This window comes from Streptomyces sp. NPDC006339 (assembly GCF_040612775.1).
Classification (GTDB): domain Bacteria; phylum Actinomycetota; class Actinomycetes; order Streptomycetales; family Streptomycetaceae; genus Streptomyces.
The window spans coordinates 138,554-156,684 of the sequence record NZ_JBEXQW010000005.1 but is presented as its reverse complement, the minus strand read 5'-3'; the positions used below and the strand labels follow the sequence as shown (position 1 = coordinate 156,684).

Below are 18,131 nucleotides of genomic sequence, written 5' to 3'. Positions count from 1 at the left end.
GATAGGTTGTCCCGTCATGTGGGTTTTCAGTACCGCCGGATGCCGGTGGCTCGGCGCGGCCGGATCGCTCGCCGTCACCGCCGGCGGCTGGGCCGCCGGAACGCTTCCCGTGCGTGGCGGGCAGGGCCTGTGGCACCCGCACGGCTCCGCCCTCACCCTCGCGGGCGCGATCCTCGCCTACCTCGGCCTGACCCTGCTGCTCGCCGCCTGGTGGCGGTACGGGCGGCTGCTCGCCGCCGGCGCCCGCGACCGGGTCCTGGTGACCCTCGTCTGCTGGACGGCCCCGCTGCTGCTCGCCCCGCCGCTCTACAGCGCCGATGTCTACAGCTACATCGCGCAGGGGGCGATGGTCCTGGAAGGCCATGACGTGTACGGGGCCGGGCCCTCCGTCCTGGGCCCCGGCGACCTCGGCCACGACGCCGCCGCGAGCGTCGGCGGGCACTGGACGGACACCCCCGCCCCGTACGGCCCCGTCTTCCTCGTCCTCGCGCAGGCGGTCGTCCACCTGACCGGCGGCGCGGTCGTCCCGGCCGTCCTCGGCATGCGCCTGCTCGCCGTCGCCGCGCTCGCCCTGATCGTCTGGGCGGTGCGGGGCCTGGCGGGGGAGGCCGGTGAGGGCGGGGAGAACCCGGGCGGCGCGAGGCCGGACGGGTGGGACCGGGGGGCCGGGAGCGGGGCCGGGGCGCTGTGGCTCGCCGCGCTCAACCCGCTCCTCCTCATCCACGTCGTCGGCGGCATGCACAACGACGGCCTCATGATCGGCCTCATGCTGGCCGGCGTGCTGCTCGCGGTCCGCGACCGGTGGGTGCTCGGCAGCGCGGTCATCGGCCTGGCGGCGATGGTCAAGTCGCCCGCCGCCGTCGCGCTCCTCTTCGTCGGCATCCTCCTCGCCCGCCGCCGGGGCGGCGGTGCGCGGAACCTCCTGCGGGGCCTCGTCCTGCCCGGCGCCGTCGCGGCCGCCGTCGCCGCCGGGACGACCCTGCTCGCCGGCACCGGCTTCGGCTGGCTGCGCACCCAGAGCGTGGCCGGCACCATCCACACGGCGCTCTCCGTCACCAGCGACCTCGGGCTCGGCCTCGGTCTGCTCGTCGCGGACGACCCGCAGCCGGTCAAGGCGGTGGTGCAGAAGCTGGGCCTGCTCGCCGCGCTCGTCCTGATCGCCCTGCTGGCGCGGCGGGCCTGGCAGGGCCGCCTCTCCCCGGTCGCGGCCCTCGGACTCGCTCTCCTCGCCCTGGTGGCGCTGTCACCGATGGTGCAGCCCTGGTACCTGCTGTGGGGCACCGCCACCGTCGCCGCGGCCGGCGCCTGGCGCGCCCGCCCGGCCCGGTACCTCGCGGTCCTGTGCGCGGCCCTCACGTACGAGACGGCCCCCTCGGGGCACACCCCGGCGTACGGCTTCGCCCTGGCGGGCGTGGCCCTGCTCCTCGGCGTGCTGTGGATCCGCCGCCGCGAGCGGGCCGGGGCGGAGGTGTCGGCCGAGGCGGTCGGGCCTGTGGGGCCGGGCCGGGCGGTTGGGCTGTCGGGGTCGGCTGAGGCGGTCGGGCCTGCGGGGTCGGCCGAGACGGTCGGGCCTGCGGCGTCGGCCCAGGCGGACGGGCCTGCGGGGTCGGGCCGGGCGGTCGGGCCGTCGACGTCGGCCGAGGCGGACGGGCCGGCGGGGTCGGCCGAGGGGGTCAGGCCGTCGGCGTGCGCCGGATCGAGCGACCCGGCAGGGCGTCCGTCCGGCGACCGTCCTCGATGACGAAGCGGCCGTCGACCAGCACGTGCGGGATGCCGACCGGGAGGGTGCGGGGGGACGCGTACGTGGCGCCGGACGCGACCGTCGCCGGGTCGAAGAGGACCAGGTCGGCGACGTAACCCTCGCGGACCAGGCCCCGGTCGGGGAGGCGGAGGCGGGCGGCGGGGCGCGAGGTGAGGTGGGCGACGCACTCCTCCAGGGAGAGCACGCCCTCCTCGCGGACATAGCGGCCGAGGTACTCGGGGAACGTGCCGTACGCCCGCGGGTGCGGCTTGGCGCCCTGGAGGATGCCGTCCGAGCCGCCGGTGTGGACCCGGTGACGCATGATCGCGCGCACGTTCTCCTCGTGGCCGACGTGCTGGAGGATCGTCGAGCCGAGCCGGTCCTCGACCAGCAGGCGGCGGGCCGTGGCCCAGTCGGGCACGCGGCGGCCGACGAAGGCGGCCAGGGCCGGGTCGGTCACGCCGGAGATCTCGATGGTGTCCCACTCCACCGGCACCCCGTGGCAGCCGTCCGAGCCGACCTCCTCCAGATGGTGGCGGATCCGCTCCGCCGTCGCGTCGTCGCGCAACCGGGCGAGCAGCGCCTCCGGGCCGCCCTCGTGGGCCCAGCTCGGCAGCACGGCGGCCAGGGTGGTGCAGCCCGGGGTGTAGGGATACGTGTCGAGGCTGATGTCGGAGCCGTCGGCGAGGGCCTCGTCGAGGAGGGCGAGGAGCTCCGGCGCCCGGCCCTCGTTCACGCCGAAGTTCATCGTGGCGTGGGCGAGGTGGAGGGCGCAGCCCGCGTCCCGGGTGAGCCGCACCATCTCCCCGTACGCCTCCAGCGCCCCCGCCCCGTAGGAGCGGTGGTGGGGGCAGTAGTAGCCGCCGTACCGCGCCACCACCCGGCACAGCTCGGTGAGTTCGGAGTCGGGGGCGTACATCCCGGGGGTGTAGGTGAGGCCGGAGGACATGCCGACCGCGCCCTGCTCCAGGCCCTCCGCGACCAGCCGCCGCATGTGGTCCAGCTCGGCCTCGGTGGCGGGCCGGTCCTCCCAGCCGACCGCGTGCATCCGGACCGTCCCCTGGGGGACGAGATACGCGGCGTTGACGGCGATGCCCCGGTCGAGCCGGTCCAGGTACTCGCCGACCGTCCGCCAGTCGAAGTCGATGCCGGAACCGTCGCCGTTCCAGCCGGTGATCGCCCGGCGGACCTCGTCGAGCGTGCGGTCGTCGACCGGCGCGTACGACAGGCCGTCCTGGCCCAGGACTTCGAGGGTCACGCCCTGCGCGGCCTTCGCGCTGTGGTCCGGGTCGCGGAGCAGCGCGAGGTCGCTGTGGGCGTGCATGTCGACGAAACCGGGGGACAGGGCGAGGCCCTCGGCGTCGACGACGCGCCGCGCCGTGGGCCGCTGGCAGCCGGCCGCCGCGCCCTCCTTGACGATCGCGGCGATCCGGCCGTCCCGGAGGGCCACGTCGGCCCGGTACGAGGGGGCGCCGGTGCCGTCGACGACCTCGGCGTCGCGGAAGACGAGATCCATGGCGGGCTCCTGACAGTGGTGAGGGTCGACGATCGGCGAGAGACGGCCGGCGGCCCGACGGTCGGCGGCCGGTGGGTGACAGGTGACGGGGGGAGGGGGTTTCGGTCAGAAGAAGGTGCGGATGTAGTCGACGACCGTGCCGTCCGCCTCGACGAGCGGGATCAGTTGCCACTTGTCGAACGAGGTGCACGGGTGGGACAGGCCCATGCCGAGCCAGTCGCCGACCTCCAGATCGGCGCCCTCCTCGGTGCGCAGCCAGCCGTGCTGGTCGGACAGGCCGGTGACGGTGATGCCGTCGGCGGGCCGCAGCTCGCCGGTGCGGGCGTCGCGGACCACCTGGGCCTCGGGCAGATGGAGGTCGTACGCGGCGTCCCTCTTGCCCGCGTTGGTGAACGCCTGCTCGGGGGTCGGCCGGGACACGACCTGCGCCCACAGCCGGAACGCGGGCTCCAGGGCGCCCTCTTCGGGGATCCGGTTGAAGGGGGTGAGGGTGCGGTAGTGGCCGCTGTCGTGCGACACGTACGCGCCGGAGCGCAGCAGCTTCAGGACGGGCAGGGACAGGGCGGGGATCTCCGCGAACACCTCGGCGACCGTGTCGAACCAGGCGCTGCCGCCCGCGCTGACGACGATCTCGCCGATCTCCGGCGCGAAGCGCCCGTCCTCGTCGAACGCGGCGGCGAGCGCGGTGAGCCGCTGGAGCCAGGCGCGGACCCGGTCCGGGTCCGCCCGCGGGACCTCGCCCTCGTAGCCGGCGACGCCGACGAGCCGGAGGGTGCGGGCGGCGGCGACGGCGTCCGCCACGGCGGCGCAGTCGGCCTCGGTACGGGCGCCGGTGCGGGCCCCGTCACCGGCGCCGAGCTCCACGACGACGTCCACGGGACGCCGGGCGTCCGCCGCGCGCAGGGCCTCGTCCATCAGCTCCACCCCGCGCACGGAGTCGACGTAGCAGACGAAGCGGAAGCCGGGGTCGGCGTCGAGTTCGGCGGCGAGCCAGCGCAGGGCGACGGCGTCGACGAGCTCGTTGGCCAGGAAGATCCGGGCGATGCCGTGGGCGCGGTAGACGCGGGCCTGGTGGGGGACGGCGGCGGTGATGCCCCAGGCGCCGTGCTCGATCTGGCGGTCGAAGAGCCGGGGTGCCATGGAGGTCTTGCCGTGCGGGGCGAAGGCGAGGCCGTGGCGCTCGGCGTAGGTCTCCAGGAGGCGGAGGTTGTGCTCGACCGACTCGGCGGAGAGCGCGAGGACGGGGGTGGTGAAGCCGCCGGTGAAGAGGTTGCGGCGCTGGGCGGCGAGCGCCCCGACGGTCAGGCCCTCGGCGTCCGGCGGCAGGCCCTTGAAACGGTGGTCGACGCGCTCGTTCGCCAGGTCCGGTGCCGCGGCCGGTGCCGCGGCCGGGTCCGGGGCCGGGGTCGGGTTCGCGTTCCGGTCCGGTTCCGGGGTCGGGTCCGGCGTCATGGGTCCTCCTCCTCCAGGGTGTTGCAGCATATGCAACACCCATTGCGCATATCGCTAACGGCTGTCTAACATCCGGGCCGACGCCGGGTCAATGGATCCCGCGCCCGCCGCACCGAAGCCGAGGAGCCCCGCAGTGACCGGAACCCCGTCCGTGGACGCGCCTGTGGACGTCGTCTGCCTCGGCGAGTCCATGGTCACCTTCCTGCCCACCCGGCCGGGCCGCCTCGCCGACGTCCCCTCCTTCGACCGGGCCATCGGCGGCGCCGAGTCCAACGTCGCCTGCGCCCTCGCCGCCGCCGGACACCGGACGCGGTGGGTCGGCCGGGTCGGCCGCGACGGCTTCGGGGACCACCTGACCGAGGCGATCGGCGCGTACGGCGTGGACGTCTCCGCCGTCGTCCGCGACCCCGACCGCCCCACCGGCGTCTACTTCCGCACCGCCACCGACCGGGCCGCCGCCGCCCACGAGGTCGTCTACTACCGGGCCGGCTCGGCGGCCTCGGCGATGTCGCCCGCCACCGTGCCGTACGAGACCGTCTCCGGCGGCCGCGTCCTCCACCTGTCCGGGATCACGGCGGCCCTGTCCGACGACTGCCGCGCCCTCGTGCACGAGCTGACCCGTCCCCGCCCCGGCCGCCCGCTCGTCTCCTTCGACGTCAACTTCCGCCCCGGCCTGTGGCCCGCCCCGGCCGCCGGCGGCCGGGTGCTGCTGGAGCTGGCGCGAGGTGCGGACGTCGTGTTCGTCGGAGAGGACGAGGCCGAGGCGGCGTGGGGCGTGCGCGGCCCGGCGGCGATCCGGGCCGCGCTGCCGGAACCGGCGGTGCTGGTGGTGAAGCGGGGCGCCGAGGGCGCGGTGATGTACGAGCGCGCGGGCGCCGCCGGGGCGGCCGGCGTGGCCGGGCCGGCCGAGGCCGAGCCGGGACGTGCGGGCGCCGCCGCGGGGGCGGACCCTTCGGGGTCCGGGGCGGAGCCCCGGTTCCGGGAAGGGGCGGGGTGGGGTGAGGCCCCGCGCAGCGGCCCGGCACCCGTGCCCGAGAACCCGGCCCCCGGCACCGCCGGCCCCCGCCCCGACACCCTCACCCACGTCCCCGCCCCCCGCGTCCGCGTCGTCGCCCCCGTCGGCGCCGGGGACGCCTTCGCCGCCGGGTTCCTCTCCGCGACCCTGCGCGGGCTCGGGGCCAAGGAGCGGATACGGCACGGGCACCTCATGGCCGCCGCCGCGCTCACCGTGGCCGGGGACCTCGCCGCCCCGCCCCGCCGCGCCCACGCCGACCGGCTGGCCACCGCCGACGACGAGGACTGGGGGAGACTGCACCTCGGCCCCGGCTGGACGGGGGAGGACCAGGAGGTACGTACGCCATGAGCCAGACCGTCGACCGCGCGCTCAGCATCCTGCCGCTGCTCGCGCAGGGACCCGCCGACCTCGGCCAGGTCGCCGACCGGCTCGGCGTCCACAAGTCCACCGCCCTGCGGCTGCTGCGCACCCTCCACGAGCACGGCCTCGTCTACCGCCAGCAGGACCAGCGCTACCGCCTCGGCGCCCGCCTCTTCGCCCTCGCGCAGGAAGCCGTCGAGAACCTCGACATCCGCGAGATCGCCCACCCTCATCTCCTCGCCCTCAACGAGCGGATCGGCCACACCGTCCACCTCGCCGTGTACGAGGAGGGCGAGGTGCTCTACATCGACAAGGTCGAGAGCCGCTACCCGGTCCGCATGTACTCGCGGATCGGCAAGCCCGTCGCCATCACCGTCGCCGCCGTCGCCAAGCTGCTCCTCGCCGACCTGCCCGAGCCCGAGCGCCGCGCGCTGGCCGCGAAGCTCGACTACCCGCCGTACACCCCGCGTTCGACGCCGAACGCCGCCGCCTTCCTCGAGGAGCTGGCGACCGTACGCGAACAGGGCTGGGCCACCGATCTCGGCGGCCACGAGGAGTCCATCAACTGCGTCGGCGCGCCGATCCGCGGCGCGGACGGCCGGGTCGTCGCCGCCATGTCGGTCTCGGCGCCCAACGTGGTCGTCACCGCCGAGGAACTCCTCGCCCTGCTCCCGCTGGTGCGGCGCACCGCCGACGACATCAGCCGGGACTACTCGGGCACCGCCCCGACGACGACCTGAAGACCGCTACGGCGGACTGACGTACCGACGTACCGACGTACGACCTGACGAAGGACACGTAAGGACACCCATGACCGAGAAGATCGCCCTCACCCCCGCCACTCACACCGCCCCGCCCGCCCGCTTCTCCCACGGCGTGAAGAAGGGCAACATCCTCCAGGTCGCCGGCCAGGTCGGCTTCCTGCCCGCCGTGCCGGGGCAGCCCCCGACGCCGGCCGGCCCGACCCTGCGCGAGCAGACCCTCCAGACCTTCGCCAACGTCAAGGCGATCCTGGAGGAGGGCGGCGCCACCTGGGACGACGTGATGATGATGCGCGTCTACCTCACCGACGTCGACCACTTCGCCGAGATGAACGAGATCTACAACGCGTACTTCGAGGAGCAGGGCCTGAAGGCCCCCGCCGCGGCCCGCACGACGGTCTACGTCGGCCTGCCCAAGGGCCTCCTCATCGAGATCGACGCACTGGCGGTCCTGAGCTGATTCCGCTTCACCGGCCGCATCACGGCACGGCGTTCACCCCCCGGACGCCGTGCCGCGCTCCCCCCTACCCGAAAACGAGGTCTCCCCCGTCATGATCCTCGCCGCCGACGCTCCACCGACCCCGCCGCACACCGGGGGTCTGCTCCTCCTCGTCCCCGGCACCGCCGGGCTGCTCACCGTCGCCGCCCTCGGCATCGCCCTGCTGCTCTTTCTGATCATCAAGGTCCGGCTGCAGCCCTTCGTCGCCCTGCTCGCCGTCTCCGTCACCGTCGGCCTCGCCGCCGGACTGTCGGTCACCGAACTCTTCGGCACCGTCCAGAAGTCGGCCGCCACCTCCGTCATCGAGACCGGCATGGGCGGCATCCTCGGCCACGTCGCCATCATCATCGGCCTCGGCACCATGCTCGGCGCGATACTCGAGGTGTCCGGCGGCGCCGAGGTGCTGAGCGGCCGGCTGCTCGGCCTCTTCGGCGAGCGCCGCGCCCCGCTCGCCATGGGCCTGACCGGACTCGTCTTCGGCATCCCGGTCTTCTTCGACGTCGGCATCTTCGTCCTCGCGCCGCTCGTGTACGCCGCCGCCAAGCGGTCCGGAAAATCGATCCTGCTCTACTGCATGCCGCTGCTCGCGGGCCTGTCGATGACCCACGCCTTCCTGCCGCCGCACCCCGGCCCGGTCGCCGCCGCCGGACTGCTGCACGTCTCCCTGGGCTGGGTGGTCCTCATGGGCGTCGTGGTCGGCGTCCCCGCCGTCCTCGCCGCCTGGGCCTACGCCGCCTGGATCGGCCGGCGCATCTTCGTCGAGGTGCCGCAGGACATGATGGAGGCCGCCGAGGACGCCAGGCGCCAGGTGGCGGCGCAGCGCACCGGAGGCTCCGAGGCCCCGGTCGGGCTCGGCACCGTCCTGTTCATCATCGGTACGCCGCTGGTCCTCATCCTCGCCGCGACCTTCTCCTCCATCGCCCTCGACCCGTCCACCGCGCGCTCGGTGATCGAGTTCTTCGGCAACCCGTTCGTGGCCCTGACGATCGCGCTGGTCCTCGCGTACTACCTGCTCGGCGTGCGGCGCGGCTGGACCCGCGCGTCCCTGGAGCAGGTGTCCACGTCGTCCCTCAAGCCGGTCGGCAACATCCTGCTCGTGGTCGGCGCGGGCGGCGTCTTCGGCGCCGTCCTCAAGGCGAGCGGCGTCGCCCAGGCCCTCTCCGACACCTTCCACGACGTCGGCCTGCCGGTGATCGTCCTCGCCTACCTGATCTCGCTGGTGCTGCGCGTCGCCCAGGGCTCGGCCACCGTCGCCATCGTCACCACGGCCGGCATCGTCCTGCCGCTGGTCGAGGGCGCCGGGCACTCCCAGGCATTCCTCGCCCTCGTCATCATGGCGATCTCGGCCGGCTCGATCTTCGCGTCGCACGTCAACGACGGGGGCTTCTGGATCGTGTCGAAGTACTTCGGCATCTCCGAGCGGGACACCCTGAAGTCCTGGACGGTCCTGGAGTCGGTCCTCTCGCTGGCCGGCTTCGCGGTGGCGGCGCTCCTGAGCCTGTTCCTGTGAGGCCGTTCCCGTAAGTCCGCTTTCTCGGCGGGGGCGGCTGGGCTCCTCACAGGTCCGTCGTCCATACTTCCGCCGTGGACCAGCGCACAGAACCCAGCATCCAGCCCCTGCAAGGGGCCGCGGCCGACCCGGCGTTCGTGCCCGGCATCATGGGCCCGCGCCCGGCCCGGCCGGAGGACAGGACCCCGGCGGACGAGACCCCGCAGGACGGGACCCCGCAGGACGGGACCCCGCAGGACGGGACCTCGGCGGCCGAGCCCACCGATGCCGCCGAGCCCGCCGACGAGGCCGTGGACGCGGCCGGCGGCGAGGAGTCGCCGGCCCCGGAGGACTCCGGACGCGCCGACGGCGGCCCCGTGTTCGAGGCCGCCGACCGGCGGGCCCGGATCGTCGCCGACGCCGCCGGCGTCCGTCTGAGCCTGGACGAGGAGAAGTGCGACTTCCGCTGGGACGAGATCGGCGCGGTGGAGACCGCGGTCTCCCGCTTCGGCAAGCGGTTCACCGTCACCGTGCACACCCCGGACCGGCGCTGGTACCCGGTCGACATCGAGGCGCCGGCCAAGGCGCGCATCGGTGAGTGGGAGTCACAGCTCGACGCGGTGCTCGACGCCTACTTCGACGAGGGCGACGAGGGCGGCGAGGGTGACGGGAGCGGCGAGGGTGACAGGAGCGGCGGGGGCGACCGGGCCGCGGGGAGCGACCCGGCCGCCGGCGACGCCTAGCAGTACTGCGCCGCCTTGCCGATGGAGCGGTACATGCAGTCGGAGTTCTCGAGGAGCTGGAGCACGGCGTCCCTGTTCCGGCTGGTCTCGCGCTCGATCACCTCGTCGGGCGGGTAGAAGCCGCCGTTCCAGGACGAGGCCGGGTACATCTCGAAGGTGTACCCGAAGATCTTGTGCACGCCCCAGAGGTAGTCGTCGATCGACCCGTCGGTGATGTAGAGGTCGCTGGACTGCTCGGGGGTGTAGCCGTTGCTCGACGCCATCTTCCGGCCGACCGTGGCGAAGGCGTCACGGTCGTCCTGGGTCATGCCCGTGGCGGTGTCGGCGGTGGTCCAGCCGAAGGGCCACAGGACGAGCTCGCTGTAGGTGTGGAAGTCGATGCCCGTCTTGATCTGCTGCTTGCCGCCCACCACGCGGGAGCGGACGAAGTCGGCGACGACCTTCACCTCGGGCGCGGACTCGGGGGCGGCGCCGCGGTAGGTCTCGGAGCTCTTGGAGCCCGAGGAGCCGCCGCAGCAGCCCCACTTGTAGTCCCAGTTGCGGTTCATGTCCGTGCCGACGTACGTCGAGCCGGAGTTGGGCTGGCGGTTCTTGCGCCAGCTCCGGTACGAGCCGCTGGCGATGTCGTACTCGCCGCCGTCCGGGTTGAGGTCGGGGATGATCCAGATCTCCCGGCCGTTGACCATGTTGGTGATCCGGGAGTCGCTGCCGTAGCCGGCGCCGAGCTCGCGCAGCAGGTAGAGCGCCATCTCGACGGTCAGGTGCTCGCGGGCGTGCTGGTGGTGGGTGAAGAGGACCTCGGGCTCGGCCTCGTCCGTGCCGACGTTGTCGCTGATCTTGATGGCGACGATGTCGCGGCCCTGGTAGCTCTTGCCGATGACCCGCTTGTTCATGATGGACGGGTAGGCGGCGAGGCGCTGGTCGATCTCGGCGTTCATCTCCGCGTAGTTGTGGTACTTGGAGTCGGCGGACGGGAAGTCGAGCGGTCCGACGCCCTGGGTGTGGTCGTGGCCGCCGCTGCGGTCGGGCGGCCCGGGCAGAGCGGTGGTCTTGTAGCCGAGGCTCTTGAGGTGGGCGAGCTGCTGGGCGTTGGCGCTGACGACGACCGAGCGGGCGTCGACCTCGTCGATGGAGACGCCGGTGGCGGTGAGGGCGGAGCGCTGGGCGGCGGTGGAGGGTCCGGCGACCTCGTACTGCCGGATCACCTCCTCGCCGTCCCGGGCGACGGCGGTCGGCGCCGGGTCGGCCCCGGCGGTCGGGGTGAGGGCGGAGAGGGGCGCCGCGAGCGCGAGCGCCAGGAGGGCCGCGAGGCCGGCGGTCCTTCCTCGGCCCGGGCCGAGGATGCCGCGGGTTCCGCGGGCACCTCGGGGGGCACCTCGGGTGCGAAGTCGCATGCTGTCTCCTGGGTGGGGAGTGTGGGGGTGTGCGACAGACTGGTGCGGGTGTGCACATCGTGGGGGCGTGGCATGCACCGGTCAAGGAGTGGAGTTCGGCCATATTCTCCCGCCCGTGGTCCCGGAAACGGCGCAGCGCCGCCGGGGGAAGCGGCGGCGCTGCGGAGCGATTCCCCCGAAGGGGGGACCGGGGAAGGTGTTACGGGAGGTTGTGGACGTGCGGGCCGACCGCGTTCGACCAGGCGTTGCCGGCCGTCGCGTCCCAGTTGGTCGACCAGGTCATGGCACCGCGGATGCCCGGGTAGGTCTTGGCGGGCTTGAAGCTGCCGCAGCCGGTGCCCCGGGCCAGGCAGTCGAGCGCGTTCTTCACGATCTGCGGGTCGACGTAGCCGCTGCCCGCGCCCCGCGTCGAGGCGGGCACGCCCAGGCCGACCTGGGAGGCGTCGAGGCCGCCCTGGAGCTGGATGCAGGCGAGCGCGGTGAGGAAGTCCACCGAGCCCTGGCTGTAGACCTTGCCGTCGCAGCCCAGCATCGAACCGCTGTTGTAGTACTGCATGTTGACCACCGTGAGGATGTCCTTCACGGCGAGCGCGGTCTTGAAGTACTCGGTGTTCGTGTTCTGCATGTCGATGGTCTGCGGGGCCATCGTCAGCACCATCGACGGACCGGCCTTGGCGGACAGTTGGCGCAGCGCCTTGGTCAGATACGTGGAGTTGATGCCGTGCTCCAGGTCGATGTCGACGCCGTTGAAGCCGTACTCCTGCATCAGCGCGTACGCGCTGTTCGCGAAGGCGGTGGCGGAGGCGTCGCTGTTGATGGTGACGTTGCCCTTCTCGCCGCCGACCGAGATGATCACGGACTTGCCGGCCGCCTTCTTGGCCGCTATGTCGGCCTTGAAGTCGGCGACGGAGGCGTAGCCGACGGCCGGGTCGAGGTTGAAGACGATCTGGCCGGGCGTGGCGGTGGAGTCCGCGAAGGAGACGGCGATGATGTCGTACTGCGCCTGGACGTCCCGCAGCTTCTGCACCGCGGCGCCGTTGTCGAAGTTCTGCCAGTAGCCGGTCAGTGCGTGCTTGGGCACGGCCGGGCCGGGGCCCGGGTCGGTGGCCTTGGCGGTCCGCGCGGCGACGGCGGCCGACTTGGCCGACTCTCCGGCGGCGTTGGTGGCGGCCACCTGGAACTGGTACGCGGTGTCGGCGGCGAGCCCGGTGACCGTGGCCGACGTGCCGCTCACCGTCGTCGCGAGGGAGCCGTCCCGGTAGACCTTGTAGCCGGTCGCGCCGGAGACCGCGCCCCAGGAGAGCGAGACGGACGACGAGGTGACGGTGCCGGCGGCGAGGCCGGCCGGGGGGGCCGGGACCGTCGGCTCCGGGTCCGTGCCGCCGCCTCCGTCCGGACCGAAGACGCTCACGTCGTCGACGGAGTACGCGGCCGTGCCGTACCACCCGTGCGTGTAAATCTGGACCGAGGTGGTGGTGGGGCCGGTGGTGAAGGTGGTCGTGAGCTGCTTCCAGGAGGCGCTGTCCGGCGTCCAGGTGGAGACGTCGGTGGTGCCGGTGCCGGTCGCGCCGAGGTACGCGTAGCCGCCCTGCACCCAGGCGCTCAGGGTGTAGGTGGAGCCCGGCTTGACCGTCACGGTCTGGGTGCAGCGGGCGTTGTCGAGGCCGGCCGGGGTGGCCCGCAGGGCGCCCGCCCCGGTGCGTACCGGCGAGGAGACGGCCGCGCCGCTGCCGGCCGAACAGGACCAGTTGGCGAGGCCGTTCTCGAAGCCCGCGTTCTTGGCGACGTTGACGTTCGCGGCCTGGGCGGTGCCGGTGCCGCCGACGACGGCGAGCCCGGCGCCGACGGCGAGCGCGAGCGCGGCGGTGAAGGTGCGGTCCACGGTGCTGCCTCCGGGGGGAGTGGGGAGGGGCAACAAGTTGGTCCAGACCAATCGGGTTGTCAAGACCTCTGGAAGGAACCGCAGTTCACGCCGCCGAGAAAGTGACGGAGCTTGAACGATTGTGTGTTCAGCGCTCAGGTCGCCTGGCTAGAGTGCAAGAGCGGTGACGCCGCGAACGCGGCAAGTGATCGACGAGTGATCCACGAGTGGTCAGTGAGGGATCGGGGGAGCCCGACGTGCCGACAGCGATTGCGGTCACCAGGCCCGACCTGGTGCTGCCCCCGACCGATCCCCAGACCCTCCCCGCCGCCGTCCTGCCCGGCCCCGACACCCGGCCGCTCGACGCCGCGCTCGCCGACGTCCAGCTCCTGCTCGAACGGCACGGCCACCTGATCGTCGTCTGCCCCACCACGGCACCACCCGCCACCGAACAGCGCCTGTACGCCGTCCGCGCGCTGCTCGAATCCGACCGGATCGCCATCGTCAGGACCGACCTGCCCCCACTCGGCGCCGCCGTCCTCGTCCGGCAGTTGCGCCAGCTCTCCGCCTGCGACTTCAGCCCCGGAGTGCTCGCCTCCGCCGCCCGGCTGCTCGCCCACTACGTCTACGCCGGCGCCGTCCTCGGCTCCGTGGCCCGGCTCGACCACGTACCGGTCGGCCTCGCCTCCCACGTCAAGGGCTGGCTGCCCGGCGCCCACTTCGCCGTCCTCGCCGGACCCGTCCCCCAGCTCGTACGCCTCGGATCCTCCGGTCCTGCCGGCTCCGAGACCCTCACCGGGCCCGAGTTCGCCACCGACCTCGTCCTCGCCCGCGGTCAGCTCCAGACCGACTGGCCCACCACCGCCCTCGCCCCCCGCTGGCAGGTCCGCGCCGTCCAAGAGGCCGCCCTGCCCGAGTCCTCGCCCCGCTGGTGGGGCACGGGCAAGCTCGTCGAGTTCGCCGCCTACCTGCCCGACCTGGCCGTCCTGCACCACCTGGTCTCCTCCGTACGGCGCGACACCTGCCACTGGTGCCGGATGGAACTCATCGGAGACCGCTGCGGCTTCTGCGCGGCCCCGCTGCCCACGGCCGAACCGACCCCGGTCACCCCCGCCGGCCACCCCTAGGGGGCACGACCACCCCAGCGTCCCCGTTCCCGTTCCCGTCCACGATCGAGGTAGTACGGCCATGAACTCCCGCCAGCGCCGTGGCGTCATCCTGCTGCTGCTCTCCGTCCTGTGCGCCCTCGGCGCCTTCGCCGGCGTGCTCTCCGTGATCAGCGACGTGAACTCCAAGGTGGGACCCGAGGTCACCGCGTACCGGATCAAGAACGACATCCGGCCCTACACCCCGCTCGGTCCCGGCCAGTTCGAGAAGGTGACCATGCCCGAGCGCTGGCTGCCGGCCACGGCCGTCACCGACCTCGACCGCACCGAGGGCAAGATCGCGGTGACCACCCTCAAACGCGGCTCCCTCCTCCAGGCCGACATGATCGTCGACCGGCCCGCGCTGGAACCCGGCCAGCAGGAGATCGCCATCATGATCGACGCCGCCACCGGAGTGGCCGGCAAGATCACCCCCGGCGCCACCGTCAACATCTACGCCACCTTCGCCGGCGACCGCGGCGGCCGGGCCGCCCAGTCCAAGCTGATCGTCGCCGCCGCCCGGGTCCTCGACGTCGGCGCGCTCACCCCCATCGACGCCCGCCGCGACGACCGCGCCGACCGGGCCGGCGAGGCCGTCCCCATCACCTTCGCCCTCAGCACGGCCGACGCCCAGCGCGTCGCCTACGCCGAGTCCTTCGCCGAGCACGTCCGCCTCGCGCTCGTCGCCCCCGGCACCACCACCCCGCCCGACCCGCGCGACCGCACCTACACGCTCGACAAGGACAAGTGAGGCCCGGCCATGCCCACCAGGATCCTGCCGGCCGTCGCCGACCCCGACGCGGCCCGCGCCGTCACCACCCTCATCGGCCAGCTCCCCGACGGCGAACCGGTCGGGCCCGTCACCGACTCCACCCAGCTCGTCGACACCCTCGCCCGGCTCGCCGCCGAGTCCCTCGACGAACTCCCCGAGGTCGTCCTCGTCCACGAGCGCATCGGGCCCGTACCGGCCCTGGAACTCATCCGCGAGGTCGCCCTCCGCTTCCCCGCCGTCGGTGTCGTCCTCATCACCGCCGACGCCAGCCCCGTGCTCTTCTCCGCCGCCATGGACTCCGGCGCCCGCGGCCTCGTCACCCTCCCGCTCGGCTACGAGGAACTCGCCAGCCGCGTCCAGGCCGCCGCCCAGTGGTCCACCGGCGTCCGCCGCCACCTCGGCGGCGGCGCCGACACCCCCGCCGGTCCCGGCGGCACCGTCGTCACCGTCAGCGGCGCCAAGGGAGGCGTCGGCACCACCGTCACCGCCGTCCACCTCGCCCTCGCCGCCCGCGCCTCCGGCCGCACCGTCGCCCTCGTCGACATGGACCTCCAGGGCGGCGACATCGCCTCCTACCTCGACGTCCAGTTCCGCCGCTCCCTCGTCGACCTCGCCGCCGTCGACGACCTCTCGCCCCGCGTCCTCCAGGACGCCGTCTTCGTCCACGAGACCGGCCTCGCCCTGCTTCTCGCCCCCGCCGAGGGCGAACGCGGCGAAGAGGTCACCGACCGCTCCGCCCGCCAGATCGTCAGCGCCCTGCGCGGCCGCTACGAGGTCGTCGTCCTCGACTGCGGGACCCACCTGGACGCGGCCGGCGCGGCCGCCGTCGAGATGGCCGACACGGCCCTGCTGGTCACCACGCCCGACGTGGTGGCGGTACGGGCCGCCAAGCGGGTCGTCCGGATGTGGGACCGGCTCCAGATCCGCAAGCCCGAGGAGAGCACCCTGGTGGTCAACCGCCACCAGCGCTCCTCCGAGATCCAGCCCGCCCTCGTCCAGAAGATCACCGGCACCCGGATGGCGGGCGTCGCCGTCCCCGCCCACTTCAAGGAACTCGCCGCCGTCGTCGACGCCGGCCGCCTCCACGACCTCGACGCCCGGTCGACCGTGAAGCAGGCGCTGTGGTCGCTCGCGGGCGAGCTCGGCCTCGTGAAGGCGGCGGCCGAGCAGGGCCGCGGCGGACAGGGCGGCCGGGGCCGCGAGCTCGTCCGGGCGTCGGACCGCGGCGCGCTCGGGCTGCGGCGGCGCGGCGGAGGGCGCTGACATGAGCCGGATGCCGGTCGGACGCGACGTACGGCGCGCCCTGCGGCGTGGCGTACGGCGTGACGAGGGACAGGTGGCGGTCGAGTTCGTCGGCATGCTGCCGCTGATCCTGCTCACGCTCGTGCTGCTGTGGCAGTGCGTCCTGATCGGCTACACGTACACCCTCGCCGGCAACGCGGCCGACGAGGCCGCGCGGGCCGGGGCGGTGGGCGACGACTGCGGGGCGGCGGGACGCCGGCACCTCGACGGGGCGTGGGCCTCGGGGGCCGCGGTGAGCTGCCCGGAGAGCGGGGGCATGGTGCGGGCGACGGTGAGGCTGCGGGTGCCCGTGCTGTTCCCCGGCGCCGTCAGCTTCCCCTTCGACGTCACCGGCGAGGCCGCCGCCGTGTGGGAGGGGGACGAGCGGTGATGAGACGCCTCCGGAAGCGGGACCGCGGCCAGGTCGCCGTCGAGTACCTGGGCTTCCTGCCGATCCTGCTGCTCATCGGCCTCGTCGGCGTACAGATGGGCGTCATCGCCTACGCCGCCCAGCAGGCCGGCACGGGCGCGCGGGCGGCCGCCCGCGCGGCGAGCGTCGACGACCCGGACGCCGTACCCGATCCGGAGTCGGCCGGCCGGACGGCCATGAGCGGCTGGATCGCCCGCCGCAGCGACGTCACCGAGGAGGGCGGGGTCGCGACCGTCACCGTACGGATCCCCTCCCTCATCCCCTTCTGGACCTTCGAGCCCGTCGAGAAGACGGCCACCATGCCCGTGCCCGAGGAGGACCAGCCATGAGCCTGCGGGCCCGCATCAGCAGCCCCGACGACCACCGGGCCGGCGGCGGACGGGAGGACGGCCACCTCGTCGCGTCCTTCCGCGCCAAGCTCCTGGAGGAGATCGACCTCACCGAGATGTCCGCGCTCGCCGCCGCCGAGCGGCGGGCCCGCCTGGAACGCGTCCTCGGCCACATCATCAGCCGCGAGGGCCCCGTCCTCTCCACCGCCGAACGCGCCCAGTTGATCCGCCGGGTCGTCGACGAGGCACTCGGTCTCGGCGTCCTCGAACCGCTCCTCGAAGACGCCTCCATCACCGAGATCATGGTCAACGGCCCCGACCAGATCTACATCGAGCGGGCCGGCCGCGTGGAACTCCTCCCGCTCCGCTTCGCCTCGCACGAGCAGCTCATGCAGACCATCGAGCGGATCGTGTCCACCGTCAACCGGCGCGTGGACGAGTCCAACCCCATGGTCGACGCCCGGCTGCCCTCCGGCGAACGCGTCAACGTCATCATCCCGCCGCTGTCGCTCACCGGCGCCACGCTCACCATCCGCCGCTTCCCCCGCGCCTACACCCTGCACGAGATGATCGGCCTCGGCTCCCTCGACGAGCAGATGCTGCTCCTGCTGTCCGGACTCGTCCAGGCCAAGTTCAACATCATCGTCTCCGGCGCCACCGGCACCGGCAAGACCACCCTGCTCAACGCCCTGTCCGGGCTCATCCCCGACGGCGAGCGGGTCATCACCATCGAGGACTCCGCCGAACTCCAGCTCCAGCAGTCCCATGTGATCCGCCTGGAGGCACGCCCGCCGAACATCGAGGGCCGCGGCCAGGTCACCATCCGCGACCTCGTCCGCAACTCCCTGCGCATGCGCCCCGACCGCATCGTCGTCGGCGAGGTCCGCGGCGGAGAGACCCTCGACATGCTCCAGGCCATGTCCACCGGCCACGACGGCTCCCTCGCCACCGTCCACGCCAACTCCGCCGAGGACGCCCTCATGCGGCTCCAGACCCTCGCCTCCATGTCGGAGGTGAAGGTGCCCTTCGAGGCCCTTCGCGACCAGATCAACAGCGCCGTCGACGTCCTCGTCCAGCTCACCCGCCACCCCGACGGCACCCGCAGGATCACCGAGATCGCGATCCTCGCCTCCAACGGCCGCGAGCGTTACCTCCTCGCCACCGTCTGCCGCTTCGAGGCCCGGCCCATCGCCGCCGACGGCCGGGTGCACGGCGCCTTCGCCTACCACCCGCTGCCGCGCCGCGTCGCCGACCGGCTGTACCTGGCGGGCCAGCCCGTCCCGCAGGCATTCGGCGTGGCCACGACCGACGCGCACCTCGCCGTGCGGGAAGCGAAGTAGGGG

16 protein-coding genes are annotated in these 18,131 nt (G+C 73.6%); 12 read left to right on the top strand and 4 right to left on the bottom strand.

Going from position 1 to position 18,131, the window contains the following annotated elements:
• The first annotated feature begins 16 nt into the window (after positions 1–16).
• Positions 17–1,741 (top strand): polyprenol phosphomannose-dependent alpha 1,6 mannosyltransferase MptB, encoded by a 1,725-nt coding sequence (mptB, locus tag ABZ135_RS05865; protein ID WP_356692176.1) that lies wholly within the window; start codon positions 17–19, stop codon positions 1,739–1,741.
• On the opposite strand, the gene ABZ135_RS05860 is transcribed toward mptB, so the two are convergent.
• Together ABZ135_RS05860 and ABZ135_RS05855 are read right to left on the bottom strand one after the other, a co-directional pair.
• Entirely contained in the window at positions 1,674–3,257 is a 1,584-nt protein-coding gene (locus ABZ135_RS05860) for a D-aminoacylase (protein ID WP_356692174.1), read from the bottom strand. The two genes, mptB and ABZ135_RS05860, sit on opposite strands and share 68 nt — an antisense overlap.
• Before the next feature lie 105 nt (positions 3,258–3,362).
• The gene (locus tag ABZ135_RS05855; RefSeq protein WP_356692172.1) at positions 3,363–4,709 is read right to left on the bottom strand and encodes an alanine racemase; all 1,347 of its coding nucleotides are present in this window, start codon (positions 4,707–4,709) and stop codon (positions 3,363–3,365) included.
• Positions 4,710–4,842: 133 nt separating this feature from the next.
• Here ABZ135_RS05855 and ABZ135_RS05850 point away from each other — a divergent pair, with 133 nt between their 5' ends.
• The 5 genes from ABZ135_RS05850 to ABZ135_RS05830 all read left to right on the top strand — a co-directional run bounded on the left by ABZ135_RS05850 (position 4,843) and on the right by ABZ135_RS05830 (position 9,576).
• Positions 4,843–6,072 carry a sugar kinase gene (locus tag ABZ135_RS05850; protein WP_356692170.1) on the top strand — a complete coding sequence of 410 codons (1,230 nt, stop codon included), beginning with the start codon at positions 4,843–4,845 and terminating at the stop codon, positions 6,070–6,072.
• Complete coding sequence (locus ABZ135_RS05845) at positions 6,069–6,824, top strand: IclR family transcriptional regulator (RefSeq protein ID WP_356692168.1); 756 nt, start codon at positions 6,069–6,071, stop codon at positions 6,822–6,824. Before ABZ135_RS05850 ends, ABZ135_RS05845 begins: the two co-directional genes overlap by 4 nt.
• A 70-nt stretch (positions 6,825–6,894) precedes the next feature.
• Positions 6,895–7,305, top strand: a complete 411-nt coding sequence (locus ABZ135_RS05840; protein WP_356692166.1) for a RidA family protein — start codon at positions 6,895–6,897, stop codon at positions 7,303–7,305.
• Between the two features lie 91 nt (positions 7,306–7,396).
• Positions 7,397–8,854: a gluconate:H+ symporter gene (locus ABZ135_RS05835; RefSeq protein WP_356692164.1), complete on the top strand. Its 1,458-nt coding sequence runs from the start codon at positions 7,397–7,399 to the stop codon at positions 8,852–8,854.
• A gap of 74 nt (positions 8,855–8,928) precedes the next feature.
• Positions 8,929–9,576 carry a hypothetical protein gene (locus ABZ135_RS05830; RefSeq protein WP_356692162.1) on the top strand — a complete coding sequence of 216 codons (648 nt, stop codon included), beginning with the start codon at positions 8,929–8,931 and terminating at the stop codon, positions 9,574–9,576.
• On the opposite strand, the gene ABZ135_RS05825 is transcribed toward ABZ135_RS05830, so the two are convergent.
• Entirely contained in the window at positions 9,573–10,970 is a 1,398-nt protein-coding gene (locus ABZ135_RS05825) for a M14 family metallopeptidase (protein WP_356692160.1), read from the bottom strand. The genes ABZ135_RS05830 and ABZ135_RS05825 overlap by 4 nt on opposite strands.
• 199 nt (positions 10,971–11,169) lie before the next feature.
• Positions 11,170–12,852: a glycoside hydrolase family 18 protein gene (locus ABZ135_RS05820; RefSeq protein WP_356692158.1), complete on the bottom strand. Its 1,683-nt coding sequence runs from the start codon at positions 12,850–12,852 to the stop codon at positions 11,170–11,172.
• Positions 12,853–13,088: 236 nt separating this feature from the next.
• Between ABZ135_RS05820 and ABZ135_RS05815 the strand changes: the two genes are divergently transcribed.
• The 6 genes from ABZ135_RS05815 (at position 13,089) to ABZ135_RS05790 (ending at position 18,128) form a co-directional block, all read left to right on the top strand.
• Complete coding sequence (locus tag ABZ135_RS05815; RefSeq protein ID WP_356692156.1) at positions 13,089–13,958, top strand: hypothetical protein; 870 nt, start codon at positions 13,089–13,091, stop codon at positions 13,956–13,958.
• Positions 13,959–14,019: 61 nt separating this feature from the next.
• Entirely contained in the window at positions 14,020–14,727 is a 708-nt protein-coding gene (gene cpaB / locus ABZ135_RS05810; protein ID WP_356692154.1) for a Flp pilus assembly protein CpaB, read from the top strand.
• Positions 14,728–14,736: 9 nt separating this feature from the next.
• Positions 14,737–16,011, top strand: coding sequence for a P-loop NTPase (locus ABZ135_RS05805; RefSeq protein ID WP_356692152.1), 1,275 nt, complete (start codon positions 14,737–14,739; stop codon positions 16,009–16,011).
• A 1-nt stretch (position 16,012) separates the two neighbouring features.
• Positions 16,013–16,420, top strand: a complete 408-nt coding sequence (locus tag ABZ135_RS05800; RefSeq protein ID WP_356692150.1) for a TadE/TadG family type IV pilus assembly protein — start codon at positions 16,013–16,015, stop codon at positions 16,418–16,420.
• A complete protein-coding gene (locus tag ABZ135_RS05795; protein WP_356692149.1) occupies positions 16,420–16,788 on the top strand; it encodes a TadE/TadG family type IV pilus assembly protein in 369 nt (122 codons plus the stop codon). The genes ABZ135_RS05800 and ABZ135_RS05795 overlap by 1 nt, the downstream gene beginning before the upstream one ends.
• Positions 16,785–18,128, top strand: coding sequence for a CpaF family protein (locus ABZ135_RS05790; protein WP_356692147.1), 1,344 nt, complete (start codon positions 16,785–16,787; stop codon positions 18,126–18,128). Before ABZ135_RS05795 ends, ABZ135_RS05790 begins: the two co-directional genes overlap by 4 nt.
• The last annotated feature ends 3 nt before the right edge of the window (positions 18,129–18,131 follow it).